27 protein-coding genes are annotated in these 25781 nt (G+C 40.9%); 15 read left to right on the plus strand and 12 right to left on the minus strand.

Going from position 1 to position 25781, the window contains the following annotated elements:
• Window positions 1-181: 181 nt before the first annotated feature.
• From QE422_RS03155 to QE422_RS03170, 4 genes are all read left to right on the plus strand, one after another.
• Entirely contained in the window at window positions 182-847 is a 666-nt protein-coding gene (locus QE422_RS03155) for a hypothetical protein (RefSeq protein ID WP_307454992.1), read from the plus strand.
• A 263-nt stretch (window positions 848-1110) separates the two neighbouring features.
• Window positions 1111-3225, plus strand: a complete 2115-nt coding sequence (locus QE422_RS03160) for a prolyl oligopeptidase family protein (protein WP_373463329.1) — start codon at window positions 1111-1113, stop codon at window positions 3223-3225.
• Window positions 3226-3442: 217 nt separating this feature from the next.
• Window positions 3443-5560, plus strand: a complete 2118-nt coding sequence (scpA, locus tag QE422_RS03165; protein ID WP_307454993.1) for a methylmalonyl-CoA mutase — start codon at window positions 3443-3445, stop codon at window positions 5558-5560.
• Between the two features lie 60 nt (window positions 5561-5620).
• The gene (locus QE422_RS03170) at window positions 5621-6121 is read left to right on the plus strand and encodes a hypothetical protein (RefSeq protein ID WP_307454994.1); all 501 of its coding nucleotides are present in this window, start codon (window positions 5621-5623) and stop codon (window positions 6119-6121) included.
• Between the two features lie 381 nt (window positions 6122-6502).
• On the opposite strand, the gene QE422_RS03175 is transcribed toward QE422_RS03170, so the two are convergent.
• Complete coding sequence (locus QE422_RS03175) at window positions 6503-6736, minus strand: hypothetical protein (RefSeq protein WP_307454995.1); 234 nt, start codon at window positions 6734-6736, stop codon at window positions 6503-6505.
• A gap of 136 nt (window positions 6737-6872) precedes the next feature.
• On the opposite strand from QE422_RS03175, the gene QE422_RS03180 reads away from it, so the two are divergent.
• The 7 genes from QE422_RS03180 (at window position 6873) to QE422_RS03210 (ending at window position 12441) form a co-directional block, all read left to right on the plus strand.
• On the plus strand, window positions 6873-7622 hold the full coding sequence (locus QE422_RS03180; RefSeq protein WP_307454996.1) for a hypothetical protein: 750 nt from the start codon (window positions 6873-6875) through the stop codon (window positions 7620-7622).
• Between the two features lie 10 nt (window positions 7623-7632).
• Complete coding sequence (locus QE422_RS03185; protein ID WP_307454997.1) at window positions 7633-9024, plus strand: RtcB family protein; 1392 nt, start codon at window positions 7633-7635, stop codon at window positions 9022-9024.
• Between the two features lie 84 nt (window positions 9025-9108).
• Window positions 9109-9654, plus strand: a complete 546-nt coding sequence (locus tag QE422_RS03190; protein ID WP_307454998.1) for a nucleotidyltransferase domain-containing protein — start codon at window positions 9109-9111, stop codon at window positions 9652-9654.
• Window positions 9655-9660: 6 nt separating this feature from the next.
• A complete protein-coding gene (locus tag QE422_RS03195; protein ID WP_307454999.1) occupies window positions 9661-10245 on the plus strand; it encodes a hypothetical protein in 585 nt (194 codons plus the stop codon).
• Window positions 10224-10922: a peptide chain release factor H gene (prfH, locus tag QE422_RS03200; protein ID WP_307455000.1), complete on the plus strand. Its 699-nt coding sequence runs from the start codon at window positions 10224-10226 to the stop codon at window positions 10920-10922. The genes QE422_RS03195 and prfH overlap by 22 nt, the downstream gene beginning before the upstream one ends.
• Window positions 10909-11424, plus strand: a complete 516-nt coding sequence (locus QE422_RS03205; protein WP_307455001.1) for a hypothetical protein — start codon at window positions 10909-10911, stop codon at window positions 11422-11424. The genes prfH and QE422_RS03205 overlap by 14 nt, the downstream gene beginning before the upstream one ends.
• A gap of 21 nt (window positions 11425-11445) precedes the next feature.
• Window positions 11446-12441: an enolase C-terminal domain-like protein gene (locus QE422_RS03210; protein ID WP_307455002.1), complete on the plus strand. Its 996-nt coding sequence runs from the start codon at window positions 11446-11448 to the stop codon at window positions 12439-12441.
• Window positions 12442-12525: 84 nt separating this feature from the next.
• Here QE422_RS03210 and QE422_RS03215 read toward each other — a convergent pair whose 3' ends face one another.
• A complete protein-coding gene (locus QE422_RS03215; protein WP_307455003.1) occupies window positions 12526-12816 on the minus strand; it encodes a cytochrome C in 291 nt (96 codons plus the stop codon).
• 22 nt (window positions 12817-12838) lie between these two features.
• Window positions 12839-13129 carry a cytochrome C gene (locus QE422_RS03220; protein WP_307455004.1) on the minus strand — a complete coding sequence of 97 codons (291 nt, stop codon included), beginning with the start codon at window positions 13127-13129 and terminating at the stop codon, window positions 12839-12841.
• Window positions 13130-13446: 317 nt separating this feature from the next.
• On the opposite strand from QE422_RS03220, the gene meaB reads away from it, so the two are divergent.
• Window positions 13447-14430, plus strand: a complete 984-nt coding sequence (gene meaB / locus QE422_RS03225) for a methylmalonyl Co-A mutase-associated GTPase MeaB (protein WP_307455005.1) — start codon at window positions 13447-13449, stop codon at window positions 14428-14430.
• Here the strand turns inward: meaB and QE422_RS03230 are convergent, their stop codons facing one another.
• Window positions 14431-14988 carry a DUF4251 domain-containing protein gene (locus tag QE422_RS03230; protein WP_307455006.1) on the minus strand — a complete coding sequence of 186 codons (558 nt, stop codon included), beginning with the start codon at window positions 14986-14988 and terminating at the stop codon, window positions 14431-14433.
• A gap of 112 nt (window positions 14989-15100) precedes the next feature.
• Here QE422_RS03230 and QE422_RS03235 point away from each other — a divergent pair, with 112 nt between their 5' ends.
• Both QE422_RS03235 and QE422_RS03240 read left to right on the plus strand, forming a co-directional pair.
• Window positions 15101-15907 (plus strand): M48 family metallopeptidase, encoded by an 807-nt coding sequence (locus QE422_RS03235; RefSeq protein ID WP_307455007.1) that lies wholly within the window; start codon window positions 15101-15103, stop codon window positions 15905-15907.
• An 82-nt stretch (window positions 15908-15989) separates the two neighbouring features.
• A complete protein-coding gene (locus QE422_RS03240) occupies window positions 15990-16316 on the plus strand; it encodes a hypothetical protein (protein WP_307455008.1) in 327 nt (108 codons plus the stop codon).
• A gap of 38 nt (window positions 16317-16354) precedes the next feature.
• Here QE422_RS03240 and QE422_RS03245 read toward each other — a convergent pair whose 3' ends face one another.
• From QE422_RS03245 to QE422_RS03280, 8 genes are all read right to left on the minus strand, one after another.
• Window positions 16355-16966 (minus strand): outer membrane beta-barrel protein, encoded by a 612-nt coding sequence (locus QE422_RS03245; protein WP_307455009.1) that lies wholly within the window; start codon window positions 16964-16966, stop codon window positions 16355-16357.
• A complete protein-coding gene (locus tag QE422_RS03250; protein ID WP_307455010.1) occupies window positions 16950-17765 on the minus strand; it encodes an ABC transporter ATP-binding protein in 816 nt (271 codons plus the stop codon). Before QE422_RS03250 ends, QE422_RS03245 begins: the two co-directional genes overlap by 17 nt.
• Window positions 17765-18517, minus strand: coding sequence for an ABC transporter permease (locus QE422_RS03255; protein WP_307455011.1), 753 nt, complete (start codon window positions 18515-18517; stop codon window positions 17765-17767). Before QE422_RS03255 ends, QE422_RS03250 begins: the two co-directional genes overlap by 1 nt.
• Window positions 18518-18624: 107 nt before the next feature.
• On the minus strand, window positions 18625-19995 hold the full coding sequence (locus QE422_RS03260; RefSeq protein ID WP_307455012.1) for an exopolysaccharide biosynthesis polyprenyl glycosylphosphotransferase: 1371 nt from the start codon (window positions 19993-19995) through the stop codon (window positions 18625-18627).
• Window positions 19996-20036: 41 nt separating this feature from the next.
• On the minus strand, window positions 20037-20666 hold the full coding sequence (locus QE422_RS03265) for a 7-carboxy-7-deazaguanine synthase QueE (RefSeq protein WP_307455013.1): 630 nt from the start codon (window positions 20664-20666) through the stop codon (window positions 20037-20039).
• Between the two features lie 7 nt (window positions 20667-20673).
• Window positions 20674-21558 carry a bifunctional 5,10-methylenetetrahydrofolate dehydrogenase/5,10-methenyltetrahydrofolate cyclohydrolase gene (locus QE422_RS03270; protein WP_307455014.1) on the minus strand — a complete coding sequence of 295 codons (885 nt, stop codon included), beginning with the start codon at window positions 21556-21558 and terminating at the stop codon, window positions 20674-20676.
• An 8-nt stretch (window positions 21559-21566) separates the two neighbouring features.
• Complete coding sequence (gene pgi / locus QE422_RS03275; protein WP_307455015.1) at window positions 21567-23207, minus strand: glucose-6-phosphate isomerase; 1641 nt, start codon at window positions 23205-23207, stop codon at window positions 21567-21569.
• Window positions 23208-23332: 125 nt separating this feature from the next.
• Window positions 23333-24163 (minus strand): hypothetical protein, encoded by an 831-nt coding sequence (locus QE422_RS03280; RefSeq protein ID WP_307455016.1) that lies wholly within the window; start codon window positions 24161-24163, stop codon window positions 23333-23335.
• 150 nt (window positions 24164-24313) lie between these two features.
• Here QE422_RS03280 and QE422_RS03285 point away from each other — a divergent pair, with 150 nt between their 5' ends.
• A complete protein-coding gene (locus QE422_RS03285; RefSeq protein ID WP_307455017.1) occupies window positions 24314-25750 on the plus strand; it encodes a glycoside hydrolase family 125 protein in 1437 nt (478 codons plus the stop codon).
• Window positions 25751-25781: the final 31 nt, after the last annotated feature.

Consider the following 25781-nt stretch of genomic DNA (forward strand, 5'->3'; position numbering starts at 1 on the left):
TTTTAATGATAAGTTGTTTTAGTTAAATGCATTAGCTTAACCTTCAAACCTTCTCATCAGTAATTGATAAAGTTTCAATATAAATAAGATTGATTATTGAAAATAATAGGTACATTTATAAAATGCTTCTGAGTTATCAGGGGCTGGGGAAAAACGATACACTAATTTGAATAATACAATTATGAAACACCTTAAAGCTGCCTTTCTGGTAGTGGTTTTGTGCTTTGCGCAGAACGTACGATCACAAAATATTTTACCGCCGCAAAAAGTATTCGATCTCTATTTTGAATCTTTTGTAAAATACAACGACAATTCCCTAAAAGAGCTTAACAGTTACCTGATCAATTTTTTAGGAAAAGAAAATACCCATAAAATGAGTTTGCAGGAATCTTACGATCAGAAAGTCGACAGCTTTACCAATATCTTTCTTTCCAATCTCTCCCCTGAAGTTTCCTCGGTTTGTAAAAACGAGGCCCGCGAATACTTTAAAGTGCTGATCGGGAATTTCAAAAATGCCACGTACAGCATCAAAGATATAAAAACAGTACCGAGTGAACTGATCAAAGATCAGAAAAACTCGGAAGTTGATTATGAAGTAAGCTTTAAAGTTCCCGCGGAGGCATCGCAGATCAATATCGGGGATATTAAAAAAATCGGCCCCGGGGAAATGAAGAAATTCCTTATCGATATTACCAATAACCTGAAAAACACAGACAAGGTCGTATCTACCCGTCAGAAATTCAGCCTGTATCAGGTAAAATATGGAACCGATACCTATTACTGGAATGGCGGACCGCAGGAAATGGCCTGGAAGCTGAACGAGTTTTATTTTAAAAATATAAATTGATATTCACTTCATAAAACATTCATTTTAAATCCTTCAATTATTATATGATCTGAAAAAATGATGAAGGCGGTTGAAATTGTCTCATTTGCTGAGTATAACGCCCTTGTGACTGAAAAAGTAAATGCAATTTTGCTACAGAATATTTGCGGATCATAGCGTTTAAAATTAATTGATCGACATTGAATAGTCACATCACAAAGCTGTCAGTTTCTGCAGCTTTTTTTATTAAAACAGAATCCTTATTTTTGGGAAAATAGCTTACTATGAAATTCAGACCCCTATTATTAACGGCCGGCGTTTTGTTTTCGGCAACATTTTATGCACAAAAAATGACCTATCCAAAAGCAATAAAAGGAAATCAAACCGATACCTATTTCGGAACCGCGGTAGCAGATCCGTTCAGAGACCTAGAGAATGATTCTGAAGCCACCCGGAAATGGGTAGATGAAGAAGTGAAGCACAGCCAGGAATACCTTGCTAAAATACCGTTCCGTGACCAGATCAAAAATCAGCTGAGAGACATCTGGAACTACGAAAAAATTTCAGCTCCTTTTACCGAAGGTGATTTCACCTACTATTATAAAAATGATGGTCTTCAGGCGCAGTCGGTTTTATACAGAACCAATAACAAAACGAAGCAGACCGAAGTTTTCCTGGACCCGAATAAATTCTCGGAAAAAGGAACCACTTCACTTTCCCAATTATCATTCAACAAAAAAGGGAATTTAGCGGCCTATTCCATTTCAGAAGGCGGCAGCGACTGGAATAAGATCATCATCATTGATGCCGTTACCAAAAAGCAGATCGACGAAACTTTGGTGGATGTTAAATTCAGCGGGATTTCGTGGCTTGGTGATGAAGGGTTCTACTATTCAAGCTACGACAAGCCGAAAGAAGGAACCGTACTTTCCGGGATGACCGATAAGCATAAAGTCTACTTTCACAAACTGGGAACAAAACAATCGGCGGACCAGCTGATTTTCGGCGGTGATAAAACCCCGAGAAGATATCTGGGCGCAGGTGTTTCCGAAGACCAGCGGTATCTGATCATTTCCGCGGCCAATGCGACTAATGGAAATGAATTGTATATCAAAGATTTAAAAAACGGTGGCGATTTCATCCAGATCAACAAAGGGTTCGACATCAATGCAAGCATTGTAGATACCGATGGCGATAACCTGTTTATTTTTACGGATAAAGATGCTCCGAATATGCGTCTGGTAAAAACCACCATCAAAAATCCGGCTCCTGAAACTTGGAGAGATGTTATTCCGCAGACCGATAACGTACTGGGCATCACCACCGGCGGCGGCTATTTCTTTGCCACGTACATGGTAGACGCTATCGATCAGGTCAAGCAGTACGACAAAAACGGGAAACTGGTAAGGGAAATTAAGCTTCCCGGAAAAGGAAACGTTTCAGGGTTCGGAGGCAAAGAAAAAGAGAAAGATCTTTATTTCTCATTCAGCAATTACATCACCCCGGGCACTACGTATAAATTCAATGCCGACACCGGGAAATCCGAAGTCTATCAGAAGCCGAAAGTAAAATTCAATCCGGAGGATTATGTTTCCGAGCAGGTATTCTACACCTCAAAAGACGGAACGAAAATCCCGATGATGATCAATTATAAAAAAGGAACAAAGCTTGACGGTAAGAATCCGACGATCCTGTATTCCTACGGAGGATTCAACATCAGCCTGCAGCCTGCTTTCTCTGTGGTAAATGCCATCTGGATGGAGAACGGCGGAATCTATGCAGTTCCCAACATCCGCGGAGGCGGAGAATACGGCAAAAAATGGCATGATGCGGGAACCAAGCAGCAAAAGAAAAATGTATTCAACGACTTTATCGCAGCCGGGGAATATTTACAGGCCAAAGGCTATACGTCTAAAGAATACATGGCCCTTTCAGGAAGATCGAACGGAGGACTGCTCGTTGGAGCCACCATGACAATGCGTCCAGATCTGGCAAGAGTTGCTTTTCCGGGAGTAGGTGTTCTGGATATGCTGCGGTATAACAAATTTACGGCCGGTGCGGGTTGGTCTTATGATTACGGAACTGCAGAAGACAGCAAAGAAATGTTTGAATACTTAAAATCGTATTCTCCGGTGCATAACGTAAAAGCGGGAACCTGTTATCCGTCCACCATGATCATCACCAGCGATCACGACGACCGGGTAGTGCCGGCACACTCGTTTAAATTCGGGGCGGAACTTCAGGAAAAGCAGGCTTGTAACCACCCGATTTTACTGAGAATTGAAAAAAATGCAGGCCACGGCGCCGGAAGATCAACCGAGCAGGTGATCGGGGAAAATGCCGATCTGCTTTCTTTTGCTTTGTATGAAATGGGGATCAGAAACTTGAAAAAAAAATAATGATTTGATATCAATAGAAACGGGCTTCAGCCCGTTTTTTTATGCCATCTGTTCCATTGGCTTTAGCCGAAACCTAACTGTAATCCGGAATCACACAAAATACCTGCAAATCCATACGGTTTTCTGGAACAAAATATAATCTGAAGCTGCCTGAAAATTAACACAAATTTATTATCCCAAAAATGCTTAATTTTAGCCATCTAATAAATCCGAAAGTATGAGAAGGGAAGTTCAGAATAAAACTCTTCAATTTAATATAACTGAAAAAAACACGGAAATTTATCCGTTTGAAAAAGACGGATTGTCATTGAAATCCTCTTATAAAACGGAAGATGTTAAACACCGGGAGCTGACACAGACTTCCCCGGGAATCGAGCCGTATCTCAGAGGGCCTTATTCTACCATGTATGTTCAGAAACCATGGACCATCCGTCAGTATGCCGGTTTTTCAACCGCTGAAGAATCCAATGCTTTTTACAGGAGAAACTTGGCCGCCGGACAGAAAGGGCTTTCCGTAGCTTTCGATTTGGCAACCCACCGGGGATATGATTCCGATCATGCCAGGGTAGTAGGTGATGTCGGGAAGGCCGGTGTTGCCATCGATTCTGTTGAGGACATGAAAATTTTATTCAATGAAATTCCACTGGACCAGATCTCGGTTTCCATGACGATGAACGGAGCGGTGCTGCCGATCCTTTCTTTTTATATCGTCGCAGCAGAAGAGCAGGGCGTTTCCCAGGAATTGCTTTCGGGAACCATCCAGAATGATATTTTAAAGGAGTTCATGGTAAGGAATACCTACATTTATCCGCCGGCACCTTCCATGAAGATCATTGCCGATATCTTTGAATATACTTCTCAGAACATTCCGAAATTTAATTCCATCTCCATTTCAGGCTATCACATGCAGGAAGCTGGGGCAACTCCGGTACTGGAAATGGCATATACCCTGGCAGACGGCCTGGAATATGTAAGAACTGGAATAAAAGCAGGAATGAAGGTTGATGATTTTGCACCGCGGCTTTCCTTTTTCTGGGCCATCGGGATGAACCATTTCATGGAAATTGCAAAAATGCGGGCAGCGAGATACATTTGGTCCAATCTCCTGAAACAGTTCAATCCGCAGAATCCGAAATCTCTAGCGTTAAGAACCCATTCCCAGACCTCCGGATGGTCTTTAACAGAGCAGGAACCGTTTAATAATATCACCAGAACAGCGATTGAAGCATTATCTTCAGCATTAGGCGGAACCCAGTCGTTGCACACCAATGCACTGGATGAAGCCATTGCCCTTCCTACGGACTATTCAGCAAAAATTGCCAGAAATACCCAGATCATTCTTCAGCAGGAAAGCGGAATCTGCGATGTTGTGGATCCGATGGGCGGAAGCAACCTGGTGGAAAACCTTACCCAGCAAATGATCGAAGAAGCGATGAAATACATCGATGAGGTGGAGCAGGAAGGCGGAATGACCAAAGCCATTGAAGCCGGGATTCCAAAAATGAGGATCGAGGAAGCCGCAGCCAGAAAACAGGCCAAGATCGACAGCGGAGAAGAATTCATCATTGGGGTAAATTCATTCCGGTCAGAACTGAAGCAGGACGCCATCGAAATCCTGGATATCGATAATACCGAAGTCCGCAGAAAACAGATCGAAAGACTCGATAAAATCAAACAGGAAAGAAATGCCCAAGCGGTTGACGAAATTCTGAACAAAATCAGGGAATCGGCTAAAACCGGACAGGGAAACCTTTTGGCTTTATGCATTGAAGCCGCCCGCAGACGGGTAACTCTCGGAGAGATGAGCGACGCCATGGAAGAAAGTTTCGGAAGATACAAAGCAAACATCAGAACCATCTCAGGAGTATATGCCATGAATGCAGGAAAAAACGAATATTTTGAAAAAGCCCTGAACTTAACCCAGAAATTTGAGGAAGAAGAAGGCCGCCGCCCGAGATTAATGGTTGCCAAAATGGGACAGGACGGGCACGACAGAGGAGCTAAAGTAGTGGCTACCGCATTTGCCGATATGGGATTCGATGTGGATGTGGCACCGTTATTCCAGACACCGGAAGAAGTTGCGAAACAGGCGGTGGAAAACGATATTCATATTTTAGGTGTTTCATCTCTGGCTGCAGGCCACAAAACACTGGTTCCCCAGGTGGTGGAAGAATTGAAAAAGCTTGGAGCAGACGACATCACTATCGTGGTGGGCGGCGTTATTCCCCAGCAGGATTATGAATTTCTGTATGCCAACGGCGCCGATTTCATCTTCGGGCCGGGTACCAATCTCCCGAAATGTGCGGTCGATATCCTCGAACGGTTTTTAAATTAAATTAAAATTAAAAAGGAATAAATTGCATAGCTTTTGCATAAGCTAATAAAAATTTTCATTATGGCTTATACAGTAGTTTCAGTATTTCCGGTAACAGCAGATACCGACGAAATCAAAAGACAGTTAAAAGAAAACGGCATTGACGAAGCAAACATTGTTGTTTCAAAATCGAATGTAGAAAGCGGAGCATCTGCGGATGACTATCAGGAAGATGAACAGACCAAGGGATTTTTCGAATATACCTTTGCACACGATGCAGAAATGTTGGATGCATACCGTAAACACAGTGTTGGAAAAAACAACATCGTGGTGTATGCCGATAGCGTGGAGCAGGCAACGACTGCCAATTCTGTGTTAAACAGAAGCGGAGCGCTTGAAGTATACAGAAAACCTTCGGAAAATAAAACCGACATTCCTGAAGGGATGACCGAAGAAGAATACAACGGAATTATTGCAAAAGCAAAAAACAACTTATATTTCTTAGGTTCGGAAAGAGTATATCACTCCAACGTTATTCGGGGAATGGATGATCCGATGGATGATTTGGGATCTAAAGACTAAACAATACAATCAGATAATAAAAACACATAAAAATAAACCGGCTGTTTCAGATGAAGCAGCCGGTTTTCGCTAATTATTGTGGGGCAAAATTAGGGTAATAATACTTTGTCAATTCCATGGATAATCCCGTCGCTGCACTGGATCGTTATAAAGATCATGCACAATTACCCGGAAAAAGTAAAGATTCAATTTTTTTATACTTCCATTGTATAAGTGTAGAATGGGATAGACAAATTCTATACCTTTTTTATTTTGATTATAAATTTTAAAATTTATTTTCAAATTGTTTGGCAGTTTCAAAAATTGTTTTACTTTTGTGGCTCGAATCAGATTTTTAACCTTAAAAAACGACGAAACAAATGTTCAGTAAAGTACATATTTCTACAGCAGGATTGCCTTTCGCAAAGGCAGGGCTTCGTCGTTGGGTACATTCTTAGAATAACAGTATAATGAAATATCAGAACCCGGAGCCGTAAAGATTCCGGGTTTTTTATTGCGCAATATTTCAAACTCATAACAGGTTTTCCCGGACTCTTTTTTCAACAATACAGGAACAATATCAAACAGTTTTTTTAGAAGCTGTTTCCCGCTATCCGTTGCAATCTTTTTTTTCAAAAAAGGATTTCCACTGCTATCGGGGCTAGTGATAACGTTCCGCACAATGATCTTATAACTTCAAAAGGATGTAAGGTTAAAGCAGATATCAGGATGATGCACACAACTTTGTATGTCGCTTTAACAGTTGATAGTAATGGAAAAAGACAACCTCTTGTTTTTCAGAATCAGAAATCTGAGAAACAGGAAAAGAATAATTAAAAAGGATATAGAGAAACAGGTCAGGCAAAAATGTAAATACCGGAGAAGACTTTGGGAAATAAAACGGGATATTCCGTTGGTTCCTTTGGATAAACCTTATCAAAAGGGCTTTGTACGTTTTTTTGTGGTAAGGGATGATGTAAAAAGATCAGGTAATGGCAGATTCTTCGAAGAACTTCTGAAAAAAGTGAATACGGAAATGTATTCTCCGACGCGTAAATTTCTCAAGAAAAAACGGAGACATGGACGCAGGATTTATGTCGCGAAAGAACATAAGATTGCCAATATCTATCCCTGGCAATGGGATAGTCCAAAGCTAGGACTTACCGCAAGAGAAAAGGAATATTTTGTCATGAAAAATAATTACTGTCCTATTAAAAAGTCAATCGAAGTTTATTATGAATTTATTGAACCCTGGAGGTTTGTATTAAAAGTAAGACCAAATATCATTACCCATTACAAGCCTTTGCAGGCAGATTTGGAAAAAGAAATCGATGAGACCGATGCTTTTTTAGATCGGCATAAAGTTCAGGGGATCATTCATAAAACAATTTACGGAAAGCCCGATCGATGGAAAAACAAACACAGCCGCGATCGGATGAAAAGCCTGAAAGCCTTTCACTATACCGCTTCTGCAAAAGAAATTGCAGGCATTTTAGAGGACTGCAACGTCCTGAAAATTTAAAAATAAAACAATGGGAAATTTAAAACTAAAAGGAAAAGACATATTGAAATTAGGATATCCGAACAACCAGAGCGTAAACGTTGCGCTGGAAGTGATGAAAAGAAACTTTGCAACCAAAAACATTCATCATGTAAAAGCTCTTCTAAAGGAAATCCTGATCCACCCGGAGGATTTTGAAAAAGATCTCACCTTCGGACAAATTGCGGAAGCTCTGCTTTCCTCAAAAAAAACGGAAAAAAGAATGCTGAATACCCACCGGGCCGCATTTCAGGTTTTCGGAAACAACATTTCGGACGAAGCGAAAAACCAGTTGTATACTGCGCTGAAACTTCCGGTTTCCGTACAGGGGGCGCTGATGCCCGATTCCCACAGCGGATACGGGCTTCCGATCGGCGGAGTATTGGCCGTAGAAAATGCAGTGATCCCTTATGGCGTTGGCATGGACATCGGATGCCGGATGAGCCTCAGCATTCTCGATACCCCAGTATCTTATCTGGACGGTGCTAAAGACAAATATGAAAAAGCACTTGCCGAGCATACCAAATTCGGGATGTATGAAACCCAAAAATCCCACATCGACCACGAAATTTTCGAGCGGGATACCTTTGATATGATCCCGCTGCTGAGAAGGCTCAAAGGGAAAGCCATCAGGCAGATGGGAAGCTCCGGCGGTGGAAACCATTTCGTGGAATTCGGGGAAGTGGAAATCACAGAAGAAGATCCGCAGATTGGTTTGCCGAAAGGAAAATACCTCGGCATCCTCTCGCACAGCGGTTCACGCGGGCTCGGTGCGGAAATCGCCCAGTATTATTCCAGGATGGCTGTAGAGCAGTGCCCGTTACCGAAAGAAGCACAGCAGTTTGCGTGGCTGGACTTAAGCACCCATCTAGGGCTTGAATACTGGACGGCGATGAATCTGGCAGGAGATTATGCTTCTGCCTGCCACGACGACATCCACCGGAGGCTGGTAAAAGCAGTAGGCGGAAGGGTAAAAGCCAGAATAGAAAACCATCACAATTTTGCCTGGAAAGAAATCCACAACGGTAAAGAAGTGATTGTTCACCGGAAAGGAGCCACCCCGGCCAATGAAAACGAATTGGGGATGATTCCCGGATCCATGACCGCTAAAGGCTTTATTGTCCGCGGAAAAGGAAACCCGGATTCCCTGAACTCAGCATCTCACGGTGCCGGAAGAGCCCATTCCAGAGGCGAATGCCGAAGCCTGTTTACCCAGAATGACATTAAAAAAGAGCTGAAACTCAAAAATGTCACGCTGATGGGCGGAAATGCGGAGGAAGCGCCGATGGCCTATAAAGACATCAATGAAGTGATGAACGCACAGAGCGAACTGGTTGATATCCTGGGAACATTCCAGCCAAGAATAGTAAGGATGGACAAGTAAATGGCTGATGTAACACCATCAAACCTCATAGGTTTTTAAAACCTATGAGGTTTATAAAAACAAAAAACAATTAGAAAATTAAAAATGGGAGCACCACATAATATAAAAAGATACGGTGAAGTCTGGCCGGAATTCAGAATCCGGTACGGGCTTGAAATTTTAGAAAAATTAAAAGATAAAGTCATTATTTCAGGAGGCTGGGCATGGCACTTTATGTCCAAATCCGGGCATACGGAATATAAGCATGCGCATGACCATAAAGATATTGATGTGTTTGTTAAAAAAGAACAGGTCGCGGAAGTCGTAATGATTCTTCAGCAGGAGGGTTTTCAGAAAGTCTGGACCAGATACGATCATCTTCCGAGCCAGGAAAATTTCCGCCGGTACGAGAAAACAACAGAAATGGAAAACGGAAAATTCCACAGGATCACTATCGATTTCTTTGAAAGGAATGATCTGGAAACAGTTGAAACCAATGGATTTACTGTAGTAAAACCGGAGGTTCTTCTTTCTTTTTACAGAAATATCCATTCCAGTGATAAATGCTGGGCGGTAATGGCCGCAAAAGATCTGGTGGAAAAAGGAATTGATCCTGTTGGCCATCCGAGATTAAGTGAAATGCCAAAATAAAGAAAAATGCAAAAAAGATATAAACAACAATATTCTTCCTATTACAACACCGCTCTGGTCGTTTGTCCCAATTGCGGAGAAGATGCCCTGGTGAAAAACGTAGGTAATTATAAGCAGGCTTCTCTGGAATGCCGGCATTGCAGTTTACGGAAGAGCGGAAATGAACTGGTGTTTTACAAAGCTTTTATAAAGCTGTATTGCCCTTCTTGTGCACATCCGATCCGTTATGAGCAGGGAAAGTTAAAAGAAAAGCCTCAAAATATTACGGTACCATGTGACGAATGCGATGCTTCATTTCAGGTTCAACCGAAAATAGAGAAATATTTAGATTCTTACGGAAGAGAAACAGGACTGATCCATGATCCGGTTTTCGGATATCCGTACTTTTTTCAGGAAGATTTTAAAGGAAAACTCTTTTGGGCCAAAAACAGAGAACATCTGCTGGAAATGGAAAGTTACGTTTCTTCCGGTCTGAGAACGCTTCCTTACAGAATGCGTATGGTAGAAAGACTGCCGACTTTTATTAAAGAAGCTAAAAACCGGGAAGCCATCTTAAAAATTTTACAGAAATGGAAAAACTCATACAAATAACCGCAGGAAAAGGACCTCTGGAATGCCAGTGGGTCGTCGCCAAAGTGCTGAAAGTTTTTCTGGAAGAAATAAAGAACAATAACATAGCCTATGAAATCATCCATCGTGAAAACGGTGATGAAAACCTGACGCTGAAATCCGTAACCCTCCTTTTGAAATCAAAAGATATACAGGATTTTTTAGCATCATGGCTGGGAAGCGTCTGCTGGATTGGCAAAAGCACCTTCCGGAAACAGCATAAACGCAGCAACTGGTTTGTTGGGATCTTTGAACTCGAAGAATTGGAGAAAGTCAGCTTTCATGAAAAAGATATTCAGTTTCAGACTGTAAGGAGCCAGGGAAGCGGCGGACAAAATGTGAATAAGGTGAACACGGCCGTACGGGCAACACATATCCCGACCGGCCAAAGTGTTTTCGTACAGGACTCCCGTTCGCAGCTTGAAAATAAAAAACGTTCAGTAGAGCGGCTGAAAGCAAAAGTCCTGGAGCAGAATATAATACAGCTGCAGAAAAGAATGCAGGAAACGTGGAACAACCACCTGAATGTACAGCGCGGAAATCCGGTGAGAACATTCTCCGGAACCGATTTTAAAAAGAATTATCAGGAAAAGTCTTTTAAGAAACAGAGGCATCACCTGAAAAATGAACTCAAAAATTATAGAAATGACCTTAACTAAAAGTAAATATTATTTTGAAGCCCTCGACCATTATCCGTACAACCTGCCGGATTGTATGGAAGCTTTGAATTATGCCCTCTCTTATGATCCGGAAGATGCCGATGCGCTCTGTCTTATGGGCAGGATCTACAGCGAAATGCTCAGCGATTACGAAAAAGCAAAATGCTATTTTGAAGAAGCCATGCAATATGATGTAACCAATGTTAATACACCACAATATTATATTATCTGTCTGCTGAATAACGAAGATCTTCAGGAAGCCGAAAAGCTGATTGAATATTCACTGAAAATAAAAGGCGTTGATAAGGCAACCCTGTGGATGTACAGATCCATGCTTTCCGAGAAAAGAGGAAGTCTGGTGAATGCACTGAAATTTTTAACACAGGCAGAGAAGTATTGCTTTACGGAGTGCAGTCTGAGCAATATAAAAAGCCGCAAAAAATTTATCAAATCCAAAATGCCTAAAAAACCCAAAATTAAAAAGGAAAAGGAGACGAAATAAGTCTCCTTTTTTATAAATTTAATGATGAAATTACGGTTTGAAATAAAACAGCTCCGGCTAAAGGAGACATTTTCTATTGCTTATGGAAATTACGATAGGAGAGAGGCCCTGCTAGTAAAATTACAACATAACGACTGTTCCGGCTACGGTGAATGTGTAGCCATCGATTACTATAAAATAGATCTGCCGAAATTTATTTTATCCTTAAAGGAAATTCAGCAGCGGATCGAAAGCCAGGATATCGTTCCCCCAAAGGCATTTTTTAGTTTTCTGCTGGGCCTGTCTCTTCATCAGTTCTTACTTTCTGCACTGGATTGCGCTTACTGGGACCTTTTCGGAAAGCTCGAAAATAAAAGTTTTATCGAACTGAATAACCTGCCTTCAAAAGATTTGGCAGAAAGCTCCATTACGGTTTCCGTAGGGGAAATTGAGCATCAGATCGAAAAGATTAGAAACAGCAGCTGGAACAGGTTCAAAGTAAAATGCAAAGGACTGAACAAACGGCATGTTGAGAAGCTCTTGCAACTTGATCTGCCTATCGCTTTGGATTCCAACGCCAGTTTTACCGATGAAGATTGTATATGGCTGCAGGAAAATGTGGACGTCCAAAAATTTTCCTACCTCGAGCAACCCAGGCCGGTGGGTCATTTTCAGGTTTTATCTAAAGAAGGTTTTGCCAACTGGATGGCAGATGAAGATTGCCAGAACATCAGTTCGCTGGAACAGCTGACTCCCTTCTACAAAAGCATTAATATCAAACTTATGAAATGTGGCGGCTTGACTCCTGCTTTAGAAATGGTATCAAAAGCCCGGGCGTTAAACTATAAAATTATGATCGGCTGTATGACAGAATCGACCGTCGGAATTTCCGCAGGCTGTGTTTTGGCCGGGTTGGCCGACTACGCCGATCTGGATGGCGCGAATCTTATTGCCAACGACTATGCTTCCGGCAGTTTTGTAGACCATGGTAAGATCATCCTGTCTCCAAAACCGGGGCTGGGAATTGAAATGTTGTAAAGTGAATGGTCAATTTGCTGTGCGCGTGAATTTTTTCCTGATCAGTTAAACAGAAATAAATAAAAAATAGGCTTTTGAGAAAGCCTATTTTTTATTTACGGAGATCAGATAATCATAAACCATCTGATGTTGTTCATCGGTTAATTTGGCTTTCGGAGCCATTCTGCTCAGCGTATTGATCCATCCCTGGTCATCATGCTTTGCAGGATCAGGTAGCTTGTGGCATCGGTTACACGAATTTTCAAAAATACTTTTACCCTGAGCCAGCTGTTCGGATGAGGTGTATTTCGGCCCGGTTACGGCCACGCTTTTTGGTCCACACGATATCATCATCGTTGCGGAAGCGGCGATCATTCCCAACATCAGTTTTTTCATAATAATATTTTTTTATAGTGAATTATTTTTTCACAGACACGATATAATCGTATACCCACTGGTGCTGCTCATCGGTCAGTTTTGCCTTTGGAGCCATCCAGTTCATAATTCCTACCCATTGTACCGGTGTATGAGCGGTCGGATCCGGCAGTTTGTGGCATCTTCCGCACGAGTTTTCGAAGATGCTTTTTCCCTGCGCGATTTGCGCTGCCGTAGATTTGGAAGCTACCGGAGTGGTTGCCGTAGAAGCCTTCGGTGTACAGGATGCCAGTAAAATAGCAGTGAACGAAGCTACAGCAATGATTTTTTTCATGTCTAAACAATTTTTGATTGAAACAAATGTAGCAAATTCCCTCTGCCATTGATAAACAGCTGCTTAATTTAGAAGAAATACAAATTAGAAAGGACAGGAGGGGTAAATGGTGAATTTTGCTTTGCAAATCAGTTTTGTTTCGCAAGTGAATTTAAGACCGCAGAAATTGACCATCGACTCGAAGAAATTCACAATTGACGTTCCGGTTCTTGTGAATTGCCGTTGATGGGATAATTTCCATACATTGAAAACAAAAATTCGAAGACAAGATCAATGGACTCTTGACGGTTCAAGCTTTAATCCTTATTTTTGAATCAATGAAATTTTCTACAGAAGAGCTGATAAACGGAATACAGTCGGGAAACAAACGCCTGATCGGGAAAGCCATTACCTTAGTGGAAAGTAAAAAAGCCGAGCACCGGCAGCAGGCGGAAGAACTGCTGAAACAGCTGATGCCCTACACCGGAAATTCCGTGAGGGTAGGAGTGACGGGGGTTCCGGGAGCCGGAAAATCTACCTTCATCGAAAATTTCGGGAGATTGGCGATTGCCAACGGAAAAAAAGTAGCCGTCCTGGCGATCGATCCAAGCTCGGCCATCAACAAAGGCAGCATTTTGGGCGATAAAACAAGGATGGAAGAACTGGCGAAAGAAGAAAATGCCTTTATCCGCCCTTCTCCAAGCTCCGGATTTCTGGGAGGAGTAGCCAATACCACTTTTGAGACCATGATGATCTGTGAAGCGGCAGGCTACGATTATATTTTAATTGAAACCGTAGGCGTAGGACAGTCGGAAGTACTGGTCGCCGACATTACCGATGTTTTCTTATTTTTGAAAATCATCGGCGGCGGCGATGAGCTTCAGGGGATCAAGCGCGGAATCATGGAGATGGTAGATCTTATTTTCATCAATAAAGTAGAGCAGGACAATCTGCAGAAAGCCAAAAATACAAGGCTGGAGCTTAAACGGGCTTTAGACTTTATTCCGCCCAAAGAAAAAGGCTGGAAAGTTCCCGTTTTGCTCGGTTCGGCTTTACGGAACGAAGGGTTACCGGATATTTTTGAAAAAATTAATGACTTCATCAGCCTGAAGAAGAAAACCGGCCGATTTGAAGAAGTCCGCATTCAGCAGGCTGAAAAAAGGTTCGAGTATTGGGTTCAGGAATATATCCTGTCGATGATGAAGAAAAATAATTCGGTAGAAGAAGCCTATATTCAGCACAAAAAAAATGCTTCGGCAATGGTTTCCAATCCCAGTACCGAAGCAAAGTTATTCGTAGAAAAATTCTTATCCAAAGAATGATTATTCAGCAGAGGGCTTTTCTTTAGGTTCTTCATTTTTGGTGATGTACCCGTCATAAGAAATCGGCTGACGGTCGTTGCTTCTGATCGAAGTAAAAGCTTTTCCGTTTTTGAAAACTTCAATGGTGATTTCATCTACGGTACTTTGGTCATTAACCTTAATTTTCACAATGGTTTTACCCTTTTTGCCTGCCGATTGGCTTACATTAAAATCTTTTGTTGTAAACCGGTAACCGGACTGGCTTGTATTGCCGTATGAAGGATTGAATACCCGGCCGAAATAAGGCAGGGCCACATCCAGTTTACCTTTTCTTACATCAATGGAATAGTTGCCTCCCGAAAGATCCAGAATTCTTGTAGACGTTGTGTTGGGAAGTGAATTCATTACATTGATGACATCATAATTCGTAGGCGTTGCCCGTTGGGCATGAAATGAGAAGTCCCCGGAATTAACGAGCGCAGTAACTGCCTGGGCATCTCCTGTTCCTGTCTGTGACGAGCAGCTTTGGAAAGATAGCAGAAAACCTAAGATGAATATAATTGAAATATACTTTTTCATGTTTTTATAATAATTAATTAGTATCTCTAAACAAGCAAAATGTATGCAAATATACCGATAGAAAATTATTTTGGAATAAAAATTGTAAAGGTTGAACTAATACACTCGAAATATGAAAATAAAACACATTTTTGGAATAGGAGCAATGGCTCTTTCAGTGGCAGCCTGTACTACAAACCCGATTACGGGAAGATCCTCATTACAGCTGGCCAACAATTCAGAGATTGCAACAATGGCAGCCCAGGAATACAGAACTACCTTAGGAAAATCTAAAGTGGTTACAGGAACGGCAGACGCAAGAAGAGTGACGAGCGTTGGATCAAGAATTAAATCTGCTGCCGAAAGATACTATCAGCAAATCGGACGTTCCGGAGACCTTGCCAATTACAACTGGGAATTTAATCTTATCCAGAGCAACGAACTCAACGCATGGTGTATGCCTGGCGGTAAAGTAGCGGTATATACCGGTATTCTGCCGATTACAAAAAATGAAAGCGGATTGGCTGTAGTAATGGGACACGAGGTTTCGCATGCTTTAGCAGGACATGGAAATGAAAGAATTTCTCAAGCCATGGTTGCACAATATGGAGGACAGATCCTTGGAGGGTCTATTTCCAATGCACAATGGGCAAGTGTTTTCCAGCAGGTTTATCCTATCGGTTCTCAGGTAGCTTTACTGAAATATGGCAGAAACCAGGAATCTGAAGCAGATGAAATGGGATTGTACCTGATGTCGATGGCTGGATATGATCCGAGAGAAGCGATCCCATTCTGGAGCAGAATGGAAGCGGCATCCAAAGGGGCCAGACAACCGGAATTCCTTTCAACGCACCCGAATCCGCAAACCAGAATTGCAGATATCAACAAAGATTTGCCAAAAGCACTTGAATACTACAGAGCTGCAGGAGGAAAAATATAACATTAAATTTAATTCAGAATAAAAATAAAAGCCTTATTGAATTTTATTAAATTTGATAAGGCTTTTTAATACCAAACACACTATGAAAAATTTAACCATTATCGGGCTTGTGCTTCTTGCCGTTTCTATTCTGCTGTTTTACCTTACAGCCAACAATTTTACCATTAACGATTTGGGAATGCCTCATATTATGGGTATCCTGGGAGGAATTGGGATCGGTCTTATCATCGGAGGAATGGTAGGCTATGTAAGCAAAGGCAGTGCTATAAAGGAAGAGCAGAAGAGAAAAGAATACCAGCAATTGCAGAGAGAAAAAGAAGAGCTGGAGAAGCAGGCCGCTGAAATCGCAAGACGTGAAGCCGAACTTCAGCAGCAAAGATCTTATAACAATCAAAATCCTCAAATCTAATGATCTGAGGATTTTTTATTAGTCGTTATTTTCGTTACTTAAAATTTATACCCAACACCTACCATAAAAAGGTTCGGTCTGTTGTCATAACGTATTTCTGTACCTGAAACCCTGTTGATAAAATTTCTGGAGTCTTTGCTGAAAGCTCCTTCATACTTTGCATTTACCAGGAATTGTTTAATTTCAAGCTGGGCTCCGAACTGGTAACCTACGGTAAAATTATTGCTTGCATTTTCCTGGAAGTCGTTGAAGGTATCTTCTTTTGCCAGATTATAACTTGCTACGGGCCCAATATATACGCCTAAAAGATCACCCAATACTTTATGCCCTACCAGAACAGGAAGGTCAATACGGCTGCTTTTAACATCAAAAGTTGTATTCTCTGTGGTGAATTCATTTTTGAAATTCGTGTAGTATAATTCCGGCATTAAGAAAAATGATGCGGGAAGATTGGCTTTCAGGGACAACCCTACGTTGAATCCTACGTTATTCTTTCCTTCTCCCTGGATGGCCTGGTTTACCGTACCTTTAAAGTTTTGCCACGAAGGAGATCCTGTAGGGAAGATTAGGTTTACTTTACCTGCCAGGGAAACCTGGGCTGAAGCAAAGACTGAAAATCCTATTAATGCGATACTAATTGCCTTTTTCATTGTCGTCTATTTTTGTGATTGTATTATCAATAGTCTTATTATTCTCAAGCAGATATTCTCTAAGCTCTTTAAACAGTTCCGATGAATAAACGAAATCAATCAGGTTTTTATTGCCTGCCGTAATCAGTACATCCTTATTTCCTTCCCATTCTTTAAGACCCAACCTTAGATAAACGATTTTTTCACCGATCGTCATTACCGAATTCATATCGTGGGTATTAATAATGGTGGTGGTATTATATTCTTTGGTAATCTCAATCAGAAGATCATCAATAATGTTTGAAGTATAAGGATCCAGCCCGGAATTGGGCTCATCACAGAAAAGGTATTTCGGGTTATTTACAATGGCCCTAGCAATAGCTACCCTTTTCTGCATTCCCCCGGAAATTTCAGATGGAAATTTCCTGTTGGCTTTATCCAGGTGAACTCTTCCGATTACATCAAAAACCCTTTTCTTCTTTTCCCTGAAGGTAAGATTGGTAAACATATCCAGCGGGAACATAATATTTTCTTCTACCGTCAGGGAATCGAACAATGCGCTGCCTTGGAATACCGTTCCGATTTCAGACCGGAGGTGCTGTTTCTCATCACGGGTCATTACATTAATATCTTTTCCGTCGAATAAGATTTCCCCTGACGTCGGCTGATACACATTCAATAAGCTTTTCAGAAAAACGGTTTTTCCTGATCCACTTTGCCCAATTATTAAATTTACTTTTCCTTTATCAAAACTTGTAGAAATTCCTTTCAGTACCTCCACACTATCAAAACTCTTTTTAAGATCTTTTACCTCAATCATCAGCTTAAAATTAATTGGGTTAATAACAACTCCGAAAGGATAATGAAAACCATCGTCCAAACTACTGCTTGTGTACTTGCTCTACCTACTTCCAGGGAACCTCCTTTTACATTATATCCGAAATAGGAAGGAACCGTGGCAATAACAAAAGCAAAAACGATTGTTTTGGTAAATGCATAATAAACGAAAAGATTTGGCATATACATCTGGATCCCAGTAATATAATCATTTGTCGTCCAGTTACCCGTTAAAATCCCTGCGATGTAACCGCCTCCGATACCAAATACAATACTGATGGCGATCAATAAAGGGTTGAAAATAACACAGGCAATAATTTTCGGGAAAATAAGGAAGTTGGGAGAATTTACTCCCATGATATCCAAAGCATCGATCTGTTCCGAAACCCTCATCGTACCGATACTGGAAGCAATGTACGATCCTACTTTTCCTGCTAAGATAAGACTGATAATAGTAGGAGAGAATTCCAGTACCAAAACGGCCTTCGTCGCATATCCTACAAATGAAGGCGGAATCGGAAATGATGATGCGTCGAAATTATTAAACATCTGGATGGCAACTACCGCTCCTACGAATATAGATGTAAAGATCACCAACCCAAAAGAGTTGACGCCCAAATCATTGATTTCTCTCATGAACAGCTTCCAGAATACCCTCATTTTCTGAGGTTTCTGGATGGATTTGCCTAGAAGAAGGATATATTCTCCAATTGCTGTAAAAAACTTTTTTAACATTCTGCTAAATTAGACTTTTTTTATTGAATTAAATTAAAGTTGAGGTTAAGACTCAGGCTTTACTTTTCTACTGAAATGTAGTATATCATAATGTAGACCAAACAAAACTATTTTGCATTTTTATCGCCCGTTATCAACAGTAAAATGGTTTTCATGATGATCACGAAGTCAAGCAGAAAGCTCCAGTTTCTTACGTAGAAAGCATCTGCCAAAACCCTTTTGTTCATTTCTACTTTTACATTTCCTGCATCGCCGCGCAGCCCGTTTACTTGTGCCAGCCCGGTAATCCCGGGGCTTACCATGCTTCGTAAGCTGTAACGCCCGATTTTAGGTTTGTAATAATCATCTACCGCCAGCATATGCGGTCTTGGTCCTACGACCGACATTTCGCCTTTGAGCACATTCAGAAACTGCGGCATTTCGTCAAGACTGGTCTTTCTTAAAACTTTTCCAAGCCGGGTAATCCTCGAGTCGTTTTCAGCGGTTGTTCTTGTAGATGATTCCTCATTTACCACCATTGTCCGGAACTTAATGCATCGGAATACCTCTTCATGGAACCCATATCTTTCCTGAATAAAAAATACCGGGCCCTTTGAGGATAATCTGATGAGAATAGCGATAATTGGGAACAGCCAGGAGCAGATTCCCACCAATACAATGACAGAAAATACAATATCAAATGCTCTTTTCAACAGAAAATTGGAATAATAATCCAGCGGATACTTTGCCTGGTTCAGAACAGGCTGTGTCTGGATATAACCCATGTTGTATAAAAAGAAATTATTCTGTGCAATACTCGGAAGCAGAGAAATATTAACTTTATTGGCTTCAGCCAGTCTGAAAATTTCTTTTTCCTCCCGGTCATCATAGGTATTTTCTATCGGGATAAATAAGGTATGGATCCCATTGCTTTTCCAGAATTCCACCAGTTCATCAGGCTTTATTTCGGTTTTCGGATATTCAAAAATCTTGTATCCGTAGTCTTTTCTTTCTTTCAGAACATTCTTTAGAACCTCCGAAGAACTGTTTTCATTGAGGAACATGATATTCCGGTGATTGATTCCCAGGCTCCGGATATATTTGATCCCGAAAAAGATCAGCGATTTAGCCAGGAATATGAAGAAAAACAAGTAAAATGAAAGCCAGTAGATATCTGAATTGAAAAATACATTGTAACTGACTTTTCCAAGCAGTAAAAGCCCGAGAATAAACAGCAAAAAATGGACAAGAAGACGCTCCAGAAATAAAGTATAGGTTAAATTCCTCGGGATATTATAGATCTTTGTTCTGCCACTGAGCAGCATCCAGAACAAAAATAATAAGGCAAGGGAAAATAAATTCTGGTACCAGGTTTCCTGATTGTACTTTAAATTCTGGTTCCTGCTCAGGAAAAAGAATATAAAAATAGATGCAATAACCAGAAGGTCAAGCAAAACGATGATTAATTTAAGGTATCTGGAATATCGAATTCTCTGCATCTATCAGCATTTCGGATACAATAAGGCTAATTTACATATTTTTACGGAATATTCAGATATTTATGCGTCTGAACCGAAGCCCTCCATTCAGGGTGCTCCAGAATAAAATCTGTAATTTTTGGATACATTTCATCCCGCTTGCTCCATTCGCTCTGAAGATACAAAGTACAGTTTGCAGAAACTTTCGCCGCCTGTTCCTGCGCAAATTTAAAATCGTTGTTATTGAAAACGATAACTTTAAGTTCGTGGGCCCTGGCATAGATTTCTTCTTTCGGAAGCCCGGTTTTTTTAGGTGAAAGCGTAATCCAGTCGATCTGCCCGCTCATCGGATAAGCTCCTGAAGTTTCAATGTGAACGGTGCAGCCAAGGGCTTTTAACCTGGAAGTTAACACATCAAGATTCCACATTAAAGGCTCTCCGCCTGTTAAAACAATAGTTTTGCAGTGCCTTGCCGCTGTTTCTGCAATTTCTTGTGCATTCATCAGCGGATGCAGGGTCGGATCCCAGCTTTCTTTTACATCACACCAATGGCACCCGACATCGCAGCCGCCCAATCGAATAAAGTATGCTGCTTTTCCGGTATGTGCCCCTTCTCCCTGAAGAGTGTAAAAATGCTCCATCACCGGGAGCATTTTACCTTCTTTTAATAAAATATCTTCTTCTATTTTCATTTTACAATTAGTCGTTATAGACCGAAGTTTTGTAAGCAATGATGGTATTTTTCATCAGCATTGCTCTGGTCATAGGCCCAACACCTCCCGGTACCGGCGTGATCCAGCTTGCTTTTGCAGCGCAGCTGTCGAAATCCACATCACCTGCCAGGTAATATCCTTTTGGAGAATCGTTGTCTACTCTTGTAATCCCTACGTCCACGATTACGGCTCCTTCCTTGATCATATCTCCTTTCAGGAAATGAGGATCTCCCAGGGCGGTAATAACGATGTCTGCCTTTTTAGTATATTCTTCGATGTCTTTCGTATAAGAGTGAGTAAGGGTAACGGTAGAATTTCCCGGAAAATCTTTTCTTCCCATCAGAATACTCATTGGTCTTCCTACGATTTTGCTTCTTCCGATAATGACACAGTCTTTCCCTTTTGTTTCAATATTATATCTTTCTAATAACGTTAAAATCCCAAACGGGGTAGCCGGTAAAAAAGTATCCATTTCCAAGGCCATCCTTCCGAAATTTTCCGGGTGGAAGCCATCTACGTCTTTTCTTGGGTCGATGGCGTTAATGATTTTTTCCTGATCGATCTGGTCCGGCAAAGGAAGCTGAACGATAAACCCGTCCACTGCTTTCGACTTGTTCAATTCATCAATTTTTTCCAATAATTCAGATTCGGAAACCGTGCTTGGAAATTTTACAAGGCTCGACTGAAATCCTACTTCCTCACAGTCTTTTACTTTGGAATTCACATACGCTTTGCTCGCTCCGTTGTTCCCCACCAGAATGGCTACCAAATGCGGGGCTCTTCTTTTTCCGGCAACGATTTTTTCAACCTCAGCCTTGATTTCCTGTTTTATTTCTTTGGATATTTTTAATCCGTCAAGAATTTCTGCCATTTTTACTTTTATTTATTAGATTTATAATAATTAATCAGTCCGTTGGTTGAAGTATCATGAGAGGTAACCGTCTCATTGCTTTCAAGTTCCGGTAAGATTTTATTAGCTAAAACTTTTCCTAATTCCACTCCGAACTGGTCGAAACTGAAAATATTCCAGATCACACCCTGTACGAAAATCTTGTGCTCATACAACGCAATCAGTTGTCCTAATGAAAAAGGAGTTAATTCGTTGAATAAAAAAGAGTTGGTAGGAGTATTTCCGTGGAAGACCTTATAATTTAACAGGAATTCGATTTCTTCATCGGATTTTCCTGATGCTTTAAGTTCTGCCTCAACTTCTTCTTCCGTTTTCCCGAAAGCAAGGGCTTCGGTCTGGGCAAAGAAATTGGCCAGTAATTTATCCTGATGGTCGGCCACTTTATTCGGGCTTTTTGCATAAGCAATAAAATCAGCCGGAATCAATTCTGTTCCCTGGTGGATCAGCTGATAGAATGCGTGCTGTCCGTTGGTTCCAGGCTCTCCCCAGATGATCGGTCCCGTTTCATAATCTACAAACTCCCCGTTACGGTCTACACATTTTCCGTTGCTTTCCATATCGCCCTGCTGAAAATAAGCCGGGAAACGGTCTAAATATTGAGAGTAGGGAAGGATAGCATAAGTGGTTGCCGCATAGAAATTGCGGTACCAGATTCCGATAAGTCCCATGAGAACAGGAATGTTTTCTGAGAAGTCTGCGGTCTGGAAATGCTGGTCGGTATCATAAGCTCCTCTTAACAGCTGCTCAAAATTTTCGTAACCTACCGCCAGCACGATGCTTAAGCCGATGGCACTCCAAAGGGAATATCTTCCGCCAACCCAATCCCAGAATTCAAAGATATTCTCTTCTGCAATTCCGAAATCTTTAACGGCCTGGACATTAGTAGATAAAGCAACAAAGTGTTTTGCTACATCTTCCTGTTTTCCAGCTTTTAAAAACCAGTCTCTTGCCGAATGGGCATTGGTCATGGTCTCCTGGGTGGTAAATGTTTTGGAAGCGATGATGAATAAAGTGGTCTCAGGATTTAAGTTCTTTACCACTTCTGCGAGATGATTACCATCCACATTGGAAACAAAGTGAACGTTTAATCTTGTTTTAAAATGCTTAAGCGCAGAAACAACCATTACCGGTCCCAGATCCGAACCTCCGATCCCGATATTCACTACATCCGTAATCTCTTTTCCACTGAATCCTTTATGTGTTCCTGAAATAATGCTTTCGGAAAAAGATTTCATATGATCCAGCACCCTTTTAATTTGAGGCTTGATATTTTCCCCGTCTACCAGAATTTCTTTATCCGAAAAATCCCTTAAAGCCGTATGCAATACTGCTCTTCCTTCCGTTTCGTTGATCTTATCACCGGAAAACATTTTGGAAATGGCGTCTTTCAGCTGGCATTCTTCTGCCAGATTCAGCAGAATGTTTTTTGTTTTGGAATCCAGCAGGTTTTTAGAATAATCAAACAAAAAGTTGGTTCTCTTGATTGAAAATTCGTTAAAACGGTTGGGATTGTATTCAAAAAGGCTTCTCAGATCGAAGTCATTATTGGCAAACTGTTCATCCAGCGCTTTCCAGCTATTGGTTTGGGTCGGGTTTATTTTCGATAGCATATATTTAGAAATTAAGGTGTTAGGGTTTCGGATTCAGGATCTTTAAATACCGAATCCTTCCGCAACATTATTGATGTGCAAATTTACGGAATTTTACTCCAATGATGTTAATGGATGATTAAAAATCAGTTGGTGAGTTCCAATTCAATTCCGACATTTCCGATCCCTTTGTTTGGATTTTGTGATCCGTTTTTGAATTGCCAGTTTTCACCGGATAGGTTGCCAATGATAATATTTTTTTGGTATTCTGTAACAGAGCCGATCAGCGGATCGTGTGCTTTCATATCTTGTTGCTCTCCATTTAAAGTCATTATTTTGTGATAGGAATTTTCTTCATTCAATATCCATTCAAATGCTACAATAATTCCTTGGTCAGGAAAAAGAAACGGCTTTGGAAAAATGTATTTTGTAAGTTTTTTCTTTTTATAGCAGGTAACAATAACCGATTTGTACAGATCACCCGGTAGACCATTTTCATCATAATAAATGTTGACTTTTATTGTAGCTGACGTCTTTGCGTTGAACCTTGAATAAAAACTTAGGGATTTAATAAATAAGGGTTCAGCAGAAATGTTGTTTCGGAATTCTTTACCGACCATCCAGATGGTATTATTAACACCGAAGAAAGTACCTTCTTGAGCCACTTTTCCCATTGTAAAGGTCTTGGATAGCTTAGGTTTGATAATTTGAACTTCATCAATCTCAAGATATTTAGGCTTCAGAAAGTAAATATTCTGATTTTTGTTAACCTTCAGGTTTTCATATCCGTAAGATTGGATTTCTGATATTTTTTCTTCCTGTTCAATATTAGCTGTACCGTTTTCTTCAGCATTGATGTAATAATCTTTGTCTTTTAAAATAAGTTTTGCGTACGGTACAGGTTTCTGGTTTTCTGCATCTAAAACTTTGATCTGAGTTTGGGAAAAAAGTAAGGCAAACGCAGTCAGAAGTGACATAATAATTAGTTTTCTCATCAAGTTATAGTTTTTTGTTAGTTAACGGATTTTTTAAAAATTTATTGAATAACCCTTAATTTTAAAATGCTTGATGACGAAATGTACATATGTGCTTGGGAATTATTATTTTTAAATTTAAATTGCTCACCCATGGCTCTATTCAACAGACGCGAATTTATAAAGAAATCATCATTAGGTTTTGGCTTTGCAGCTCTGCCTGTTCCAATTAAGATTTTATGGGGGACCGATTATATCTCGAAACGTCCAAAGCTGAGCGAAAGAAAATTTACTTCTGAAGCCGTTGAGAAGACAATCCGAGCTATAAAGAAATCCATTGCCGACGAAGAACTGGCCTGGATGTTTGAGAACTGCTTTCCCAACACACTCGATACGACGGTAAAATTTTATGAGAAGAATGGCAAGCCTTTTACTTACGTCATTACGGGTGATATCGATGCCATGTGGCTGCGTGATTCGTCAGCGCAGGTTTACCCTTATTTAAGTCTTGCCAATGAAGATGAAAAACTGAAAAGTCTGCTAAAAGGTGTTATCAATAAACAGATAGAATGTGTTCTCCTCGATCCGTATGCGAATGCGTTTTTTAATGATGCTTCCAAAATCAGCGAGTGGAAAAATGACCTTACGGAAATGAAACCGGGAATTCATGAGCGGAAATGGGAGGTGGATTCGTTGTGTTATGTCATGCGCTTGTCTTATAATTACTGGAAGGTAACGGGAGACGCTTCTGTTTTTGATAACGACTGGAAAAAAGCCATGCTTCTGATCCAGAAGACTTTTAGGGAACAGCAGCGGAAAGAATCAAAAGGACCGTATAAATTTCAAAGATCGAACGGAAATCCGCTGGATACCCAGTTTGCAGGAGGCTACGGTAATCCGACGAAAAAAGTGGGGTTAATTCATTCGATGTTCAGACCTTCGGATGATGCCACCTTTTATCCTTTTTTAATTTCTTCCAATATGTTCGCAGTAGTTTCTTTACGGGAAACGGCGGAAATTTTTTCAAAAGTTTTTCATGATGAAAATGCTTCTGCTCAGTTCATAAATTTAGCTCAGGAAGTAGATGATGCCATCCAAAAATATGCTGTTTTAAATCATCCGTCAGCCGGAAAGATCTATGCACTGGAAATTGACGGTTTCGGAAACGGACTGTTTATGGACGATGCCAATGTTCCGAATTTATTATCCATTCCTTATTTGGGCTACCGGTCTAAAGAAGATGCCATTTATAAGAATACAAGAAAATTTTCTTTGAGCAAAGCCAACCCGTGGTACAGCGAAGGGAAATTTGCCAAAGGAATCGGAGGCCCGCATATCGGCGAACATAAAATCTGGCCGCTTGGGCTGATTATGCAGGCTTTAACTACCGACGACAAGGAAGAAATTGTTTCCTGTTTAAAAATGCTGAAAGCTACCCACGCCGGAACAGGATTTATCCATGAATCCTTTGATGTCGATAACCCGAAAGATTTTACAAGATCCTGGTTTGCCTGGGCAAATACGCTTTTTGGCGAACTGATCCTTCATCTCCACCGGACGAATCCTGAAATCCTGAAAAGGAAATTTTAAAGATAAACCTCCGGGTTGCCAGAGGTTTATT

This window comes from Chryseobacterium sp. SORGH_AS_0447 (assembly GCF_030818695.1).
GTDB lineage: Bacteria > Bacteroidota > Bacteroidia > Flavobacteriales > Weeksellaceae > Chryseobacterium.

Coding starts and splice junctions, on each gene's coding strand:
- QE422_RS03265 (WP_307455013.1), bottom strand. CDS start 20,666: ATGAAAATAGAAGAAGATATTTTATTAAAAGAAGGTAAAATGCTCCCG.
- QE422_RS03215 (WP_307455003.1), bottom strand. CDS start 12,816: ATGAAAAAACTGATGTTGGGAATGATCGCCGCTTCCGCAACGATGATG.
- QE422_RS03205 (WP_307455001.1), top strand. CDS start 10,909: ATGACCTTAACTAAAAGTAAATATTATTTTGAAGCCCTCGACCATTAT.
- QE422_RS03180 (WP_307454996.1), top strand. CDS start 6,873: ATGGAAAAAGACAACCTCTTGTTTTTCAGAATCAGAAATCTGAGAAAC.
- QE422_RS03250 (WP_307455010.1), bottom strand. CDS start 17,765: ATGATTGAGGTAAAAGATCTTAAAAAGAGTTTTGATAGTGTGGAGGTA.
- QE422_RS03280 (WP_307455016.1), bottom strand. CDS start 24,163: ATGTCACTTCTGACTGCGTTTGCCTTACTTTTTTCCCAAACTCAGATC.
- QE422_RS03155 (WP_307454992.1), top strand. CDS start 182: ATGAAACACCTTAAAGCTGCCTTTCTGGTAGTGGTTTTGTGCTTTGCG.
- QE422_RS03235 (WP_307455007.1), top strand. CDS start 15,101: ATGAAAATAAAACACATTTTTGGAATAGGAGCAATGGCTCTTTCAGTG.
- QE422_RS03260 (WP_307455012.1), bottom strand. CDS start 19,995: ATGCAGAGAATTCGATATTCCAGATACCTTAAATTAATCATCGTTTTG.
- QE422_RS03185 (WP_307454997.1), top strand. CDS start 7,633: ATGGGAAATTTAAAACTAAAAGGAAAAGACATATTGAAATTAGGATAT.
- QE422_RS03220 (WP_307455004.1), bottom strand. CDS start 13,129: ATGAAAAAAATCATTGCTGTAGCTTCGTTCACTGCTATTTTACTGGCA.
- QE422_RS03190 (WP_307454998.1), top strand. CDS start 9,109: ATGGGAGCACCACATAATATAAAAAGATACGGTGAAGTCTGGCCGGAA.
- QE422_RS03245 (WP_307455009.1), bottom strand. CDS start 16,966: ATGAAAAAGGCAATTAGTATCGCATTAATAGGATTTTCAGTCTTTGCT.
- QE422_RS03210 (WP_307455002.1), top strand. CDS start 11,446: ATGATGAAATTACGGTTTGAAATAAAACAGCTCCGGCTAAAGGAGACA.
- QE422_RS03230 (WP_307455006.1), bottom strand. CDS start 14,988: ATGAAAAAGTATATTTCAATTATATTCATCTTAGGTTTTCTGCTATCT.
- QE422_RS03170 (WP_307454994.1), top strand. CDS start 5,621: ATGGCTTATACAGTAGTTTCAGTATTTCCGGTAACAGCAGATACCGAC.
- QE422_RS03240 (WP_307455008.1), top strand. CDS start 15,990: ATGAAAAATTTAACCATTATCGGGCTTGTGCTTCTTGCCGTTTCTATT.
- QE422_RS03285 (WP_307455017.1), top strand. CDS start 24,314: ATGGCTCTATTCAACAGACGCGAATTTATAAAGAAATCATCATTAGGT.
- pgi (WP_307455015.1), bottom strand. CDS start 23,207: ATGCTATCGAAAATAAACCCGACCCAAACCAATAGCTGGAAAGCGCTG.
- QE422_RS03160 (WP_373463329.1), top strand. CDS start 1,111: ATGAAATTCAGACCCCTATTATTAACGGCCGGCGTTTTGTTTTCGGCA.
- prfH (WP_307455000.1), top strand. CDS start 10,224: ATGGAAAAACTCATACAAATAACCGCAGGAAAAGGACCTCTGGAATGC.
- meaB (WP_307455005.1), top strand. CDS start 13,447: ATGAAATTTTCTACAGAAGAGCTGATAAACGGAATACAGTCGGGAAAC.
- scpA (WP_307454993.1), top strand. CDS start 3,443: ATGAGAAGGGAAGTTCAGAATAAAACTCTTCAATTTAATATAACTGAA.
- QE422_RS03255 (WP_307455011.1), bottom strand. CDS start 18,517: ATGTTAAAAAAGTTTTTTACAGCAATTGGAGAATATATCCTTCTTCTA.
- QE422_RS03195 (WP_307454999.1), top strand. CDS start 9,661: ATGCAAAAAAGATATAAACAACAATATTCTTCCTATTACAACACCGCT.
- QE422_RS03270 (WP_307455014.1), bottom strand. CDS start 21,558: ATGGCAGAAATTCTTGACGGATTAAAAATATCCAAAGAAATAAAACAG.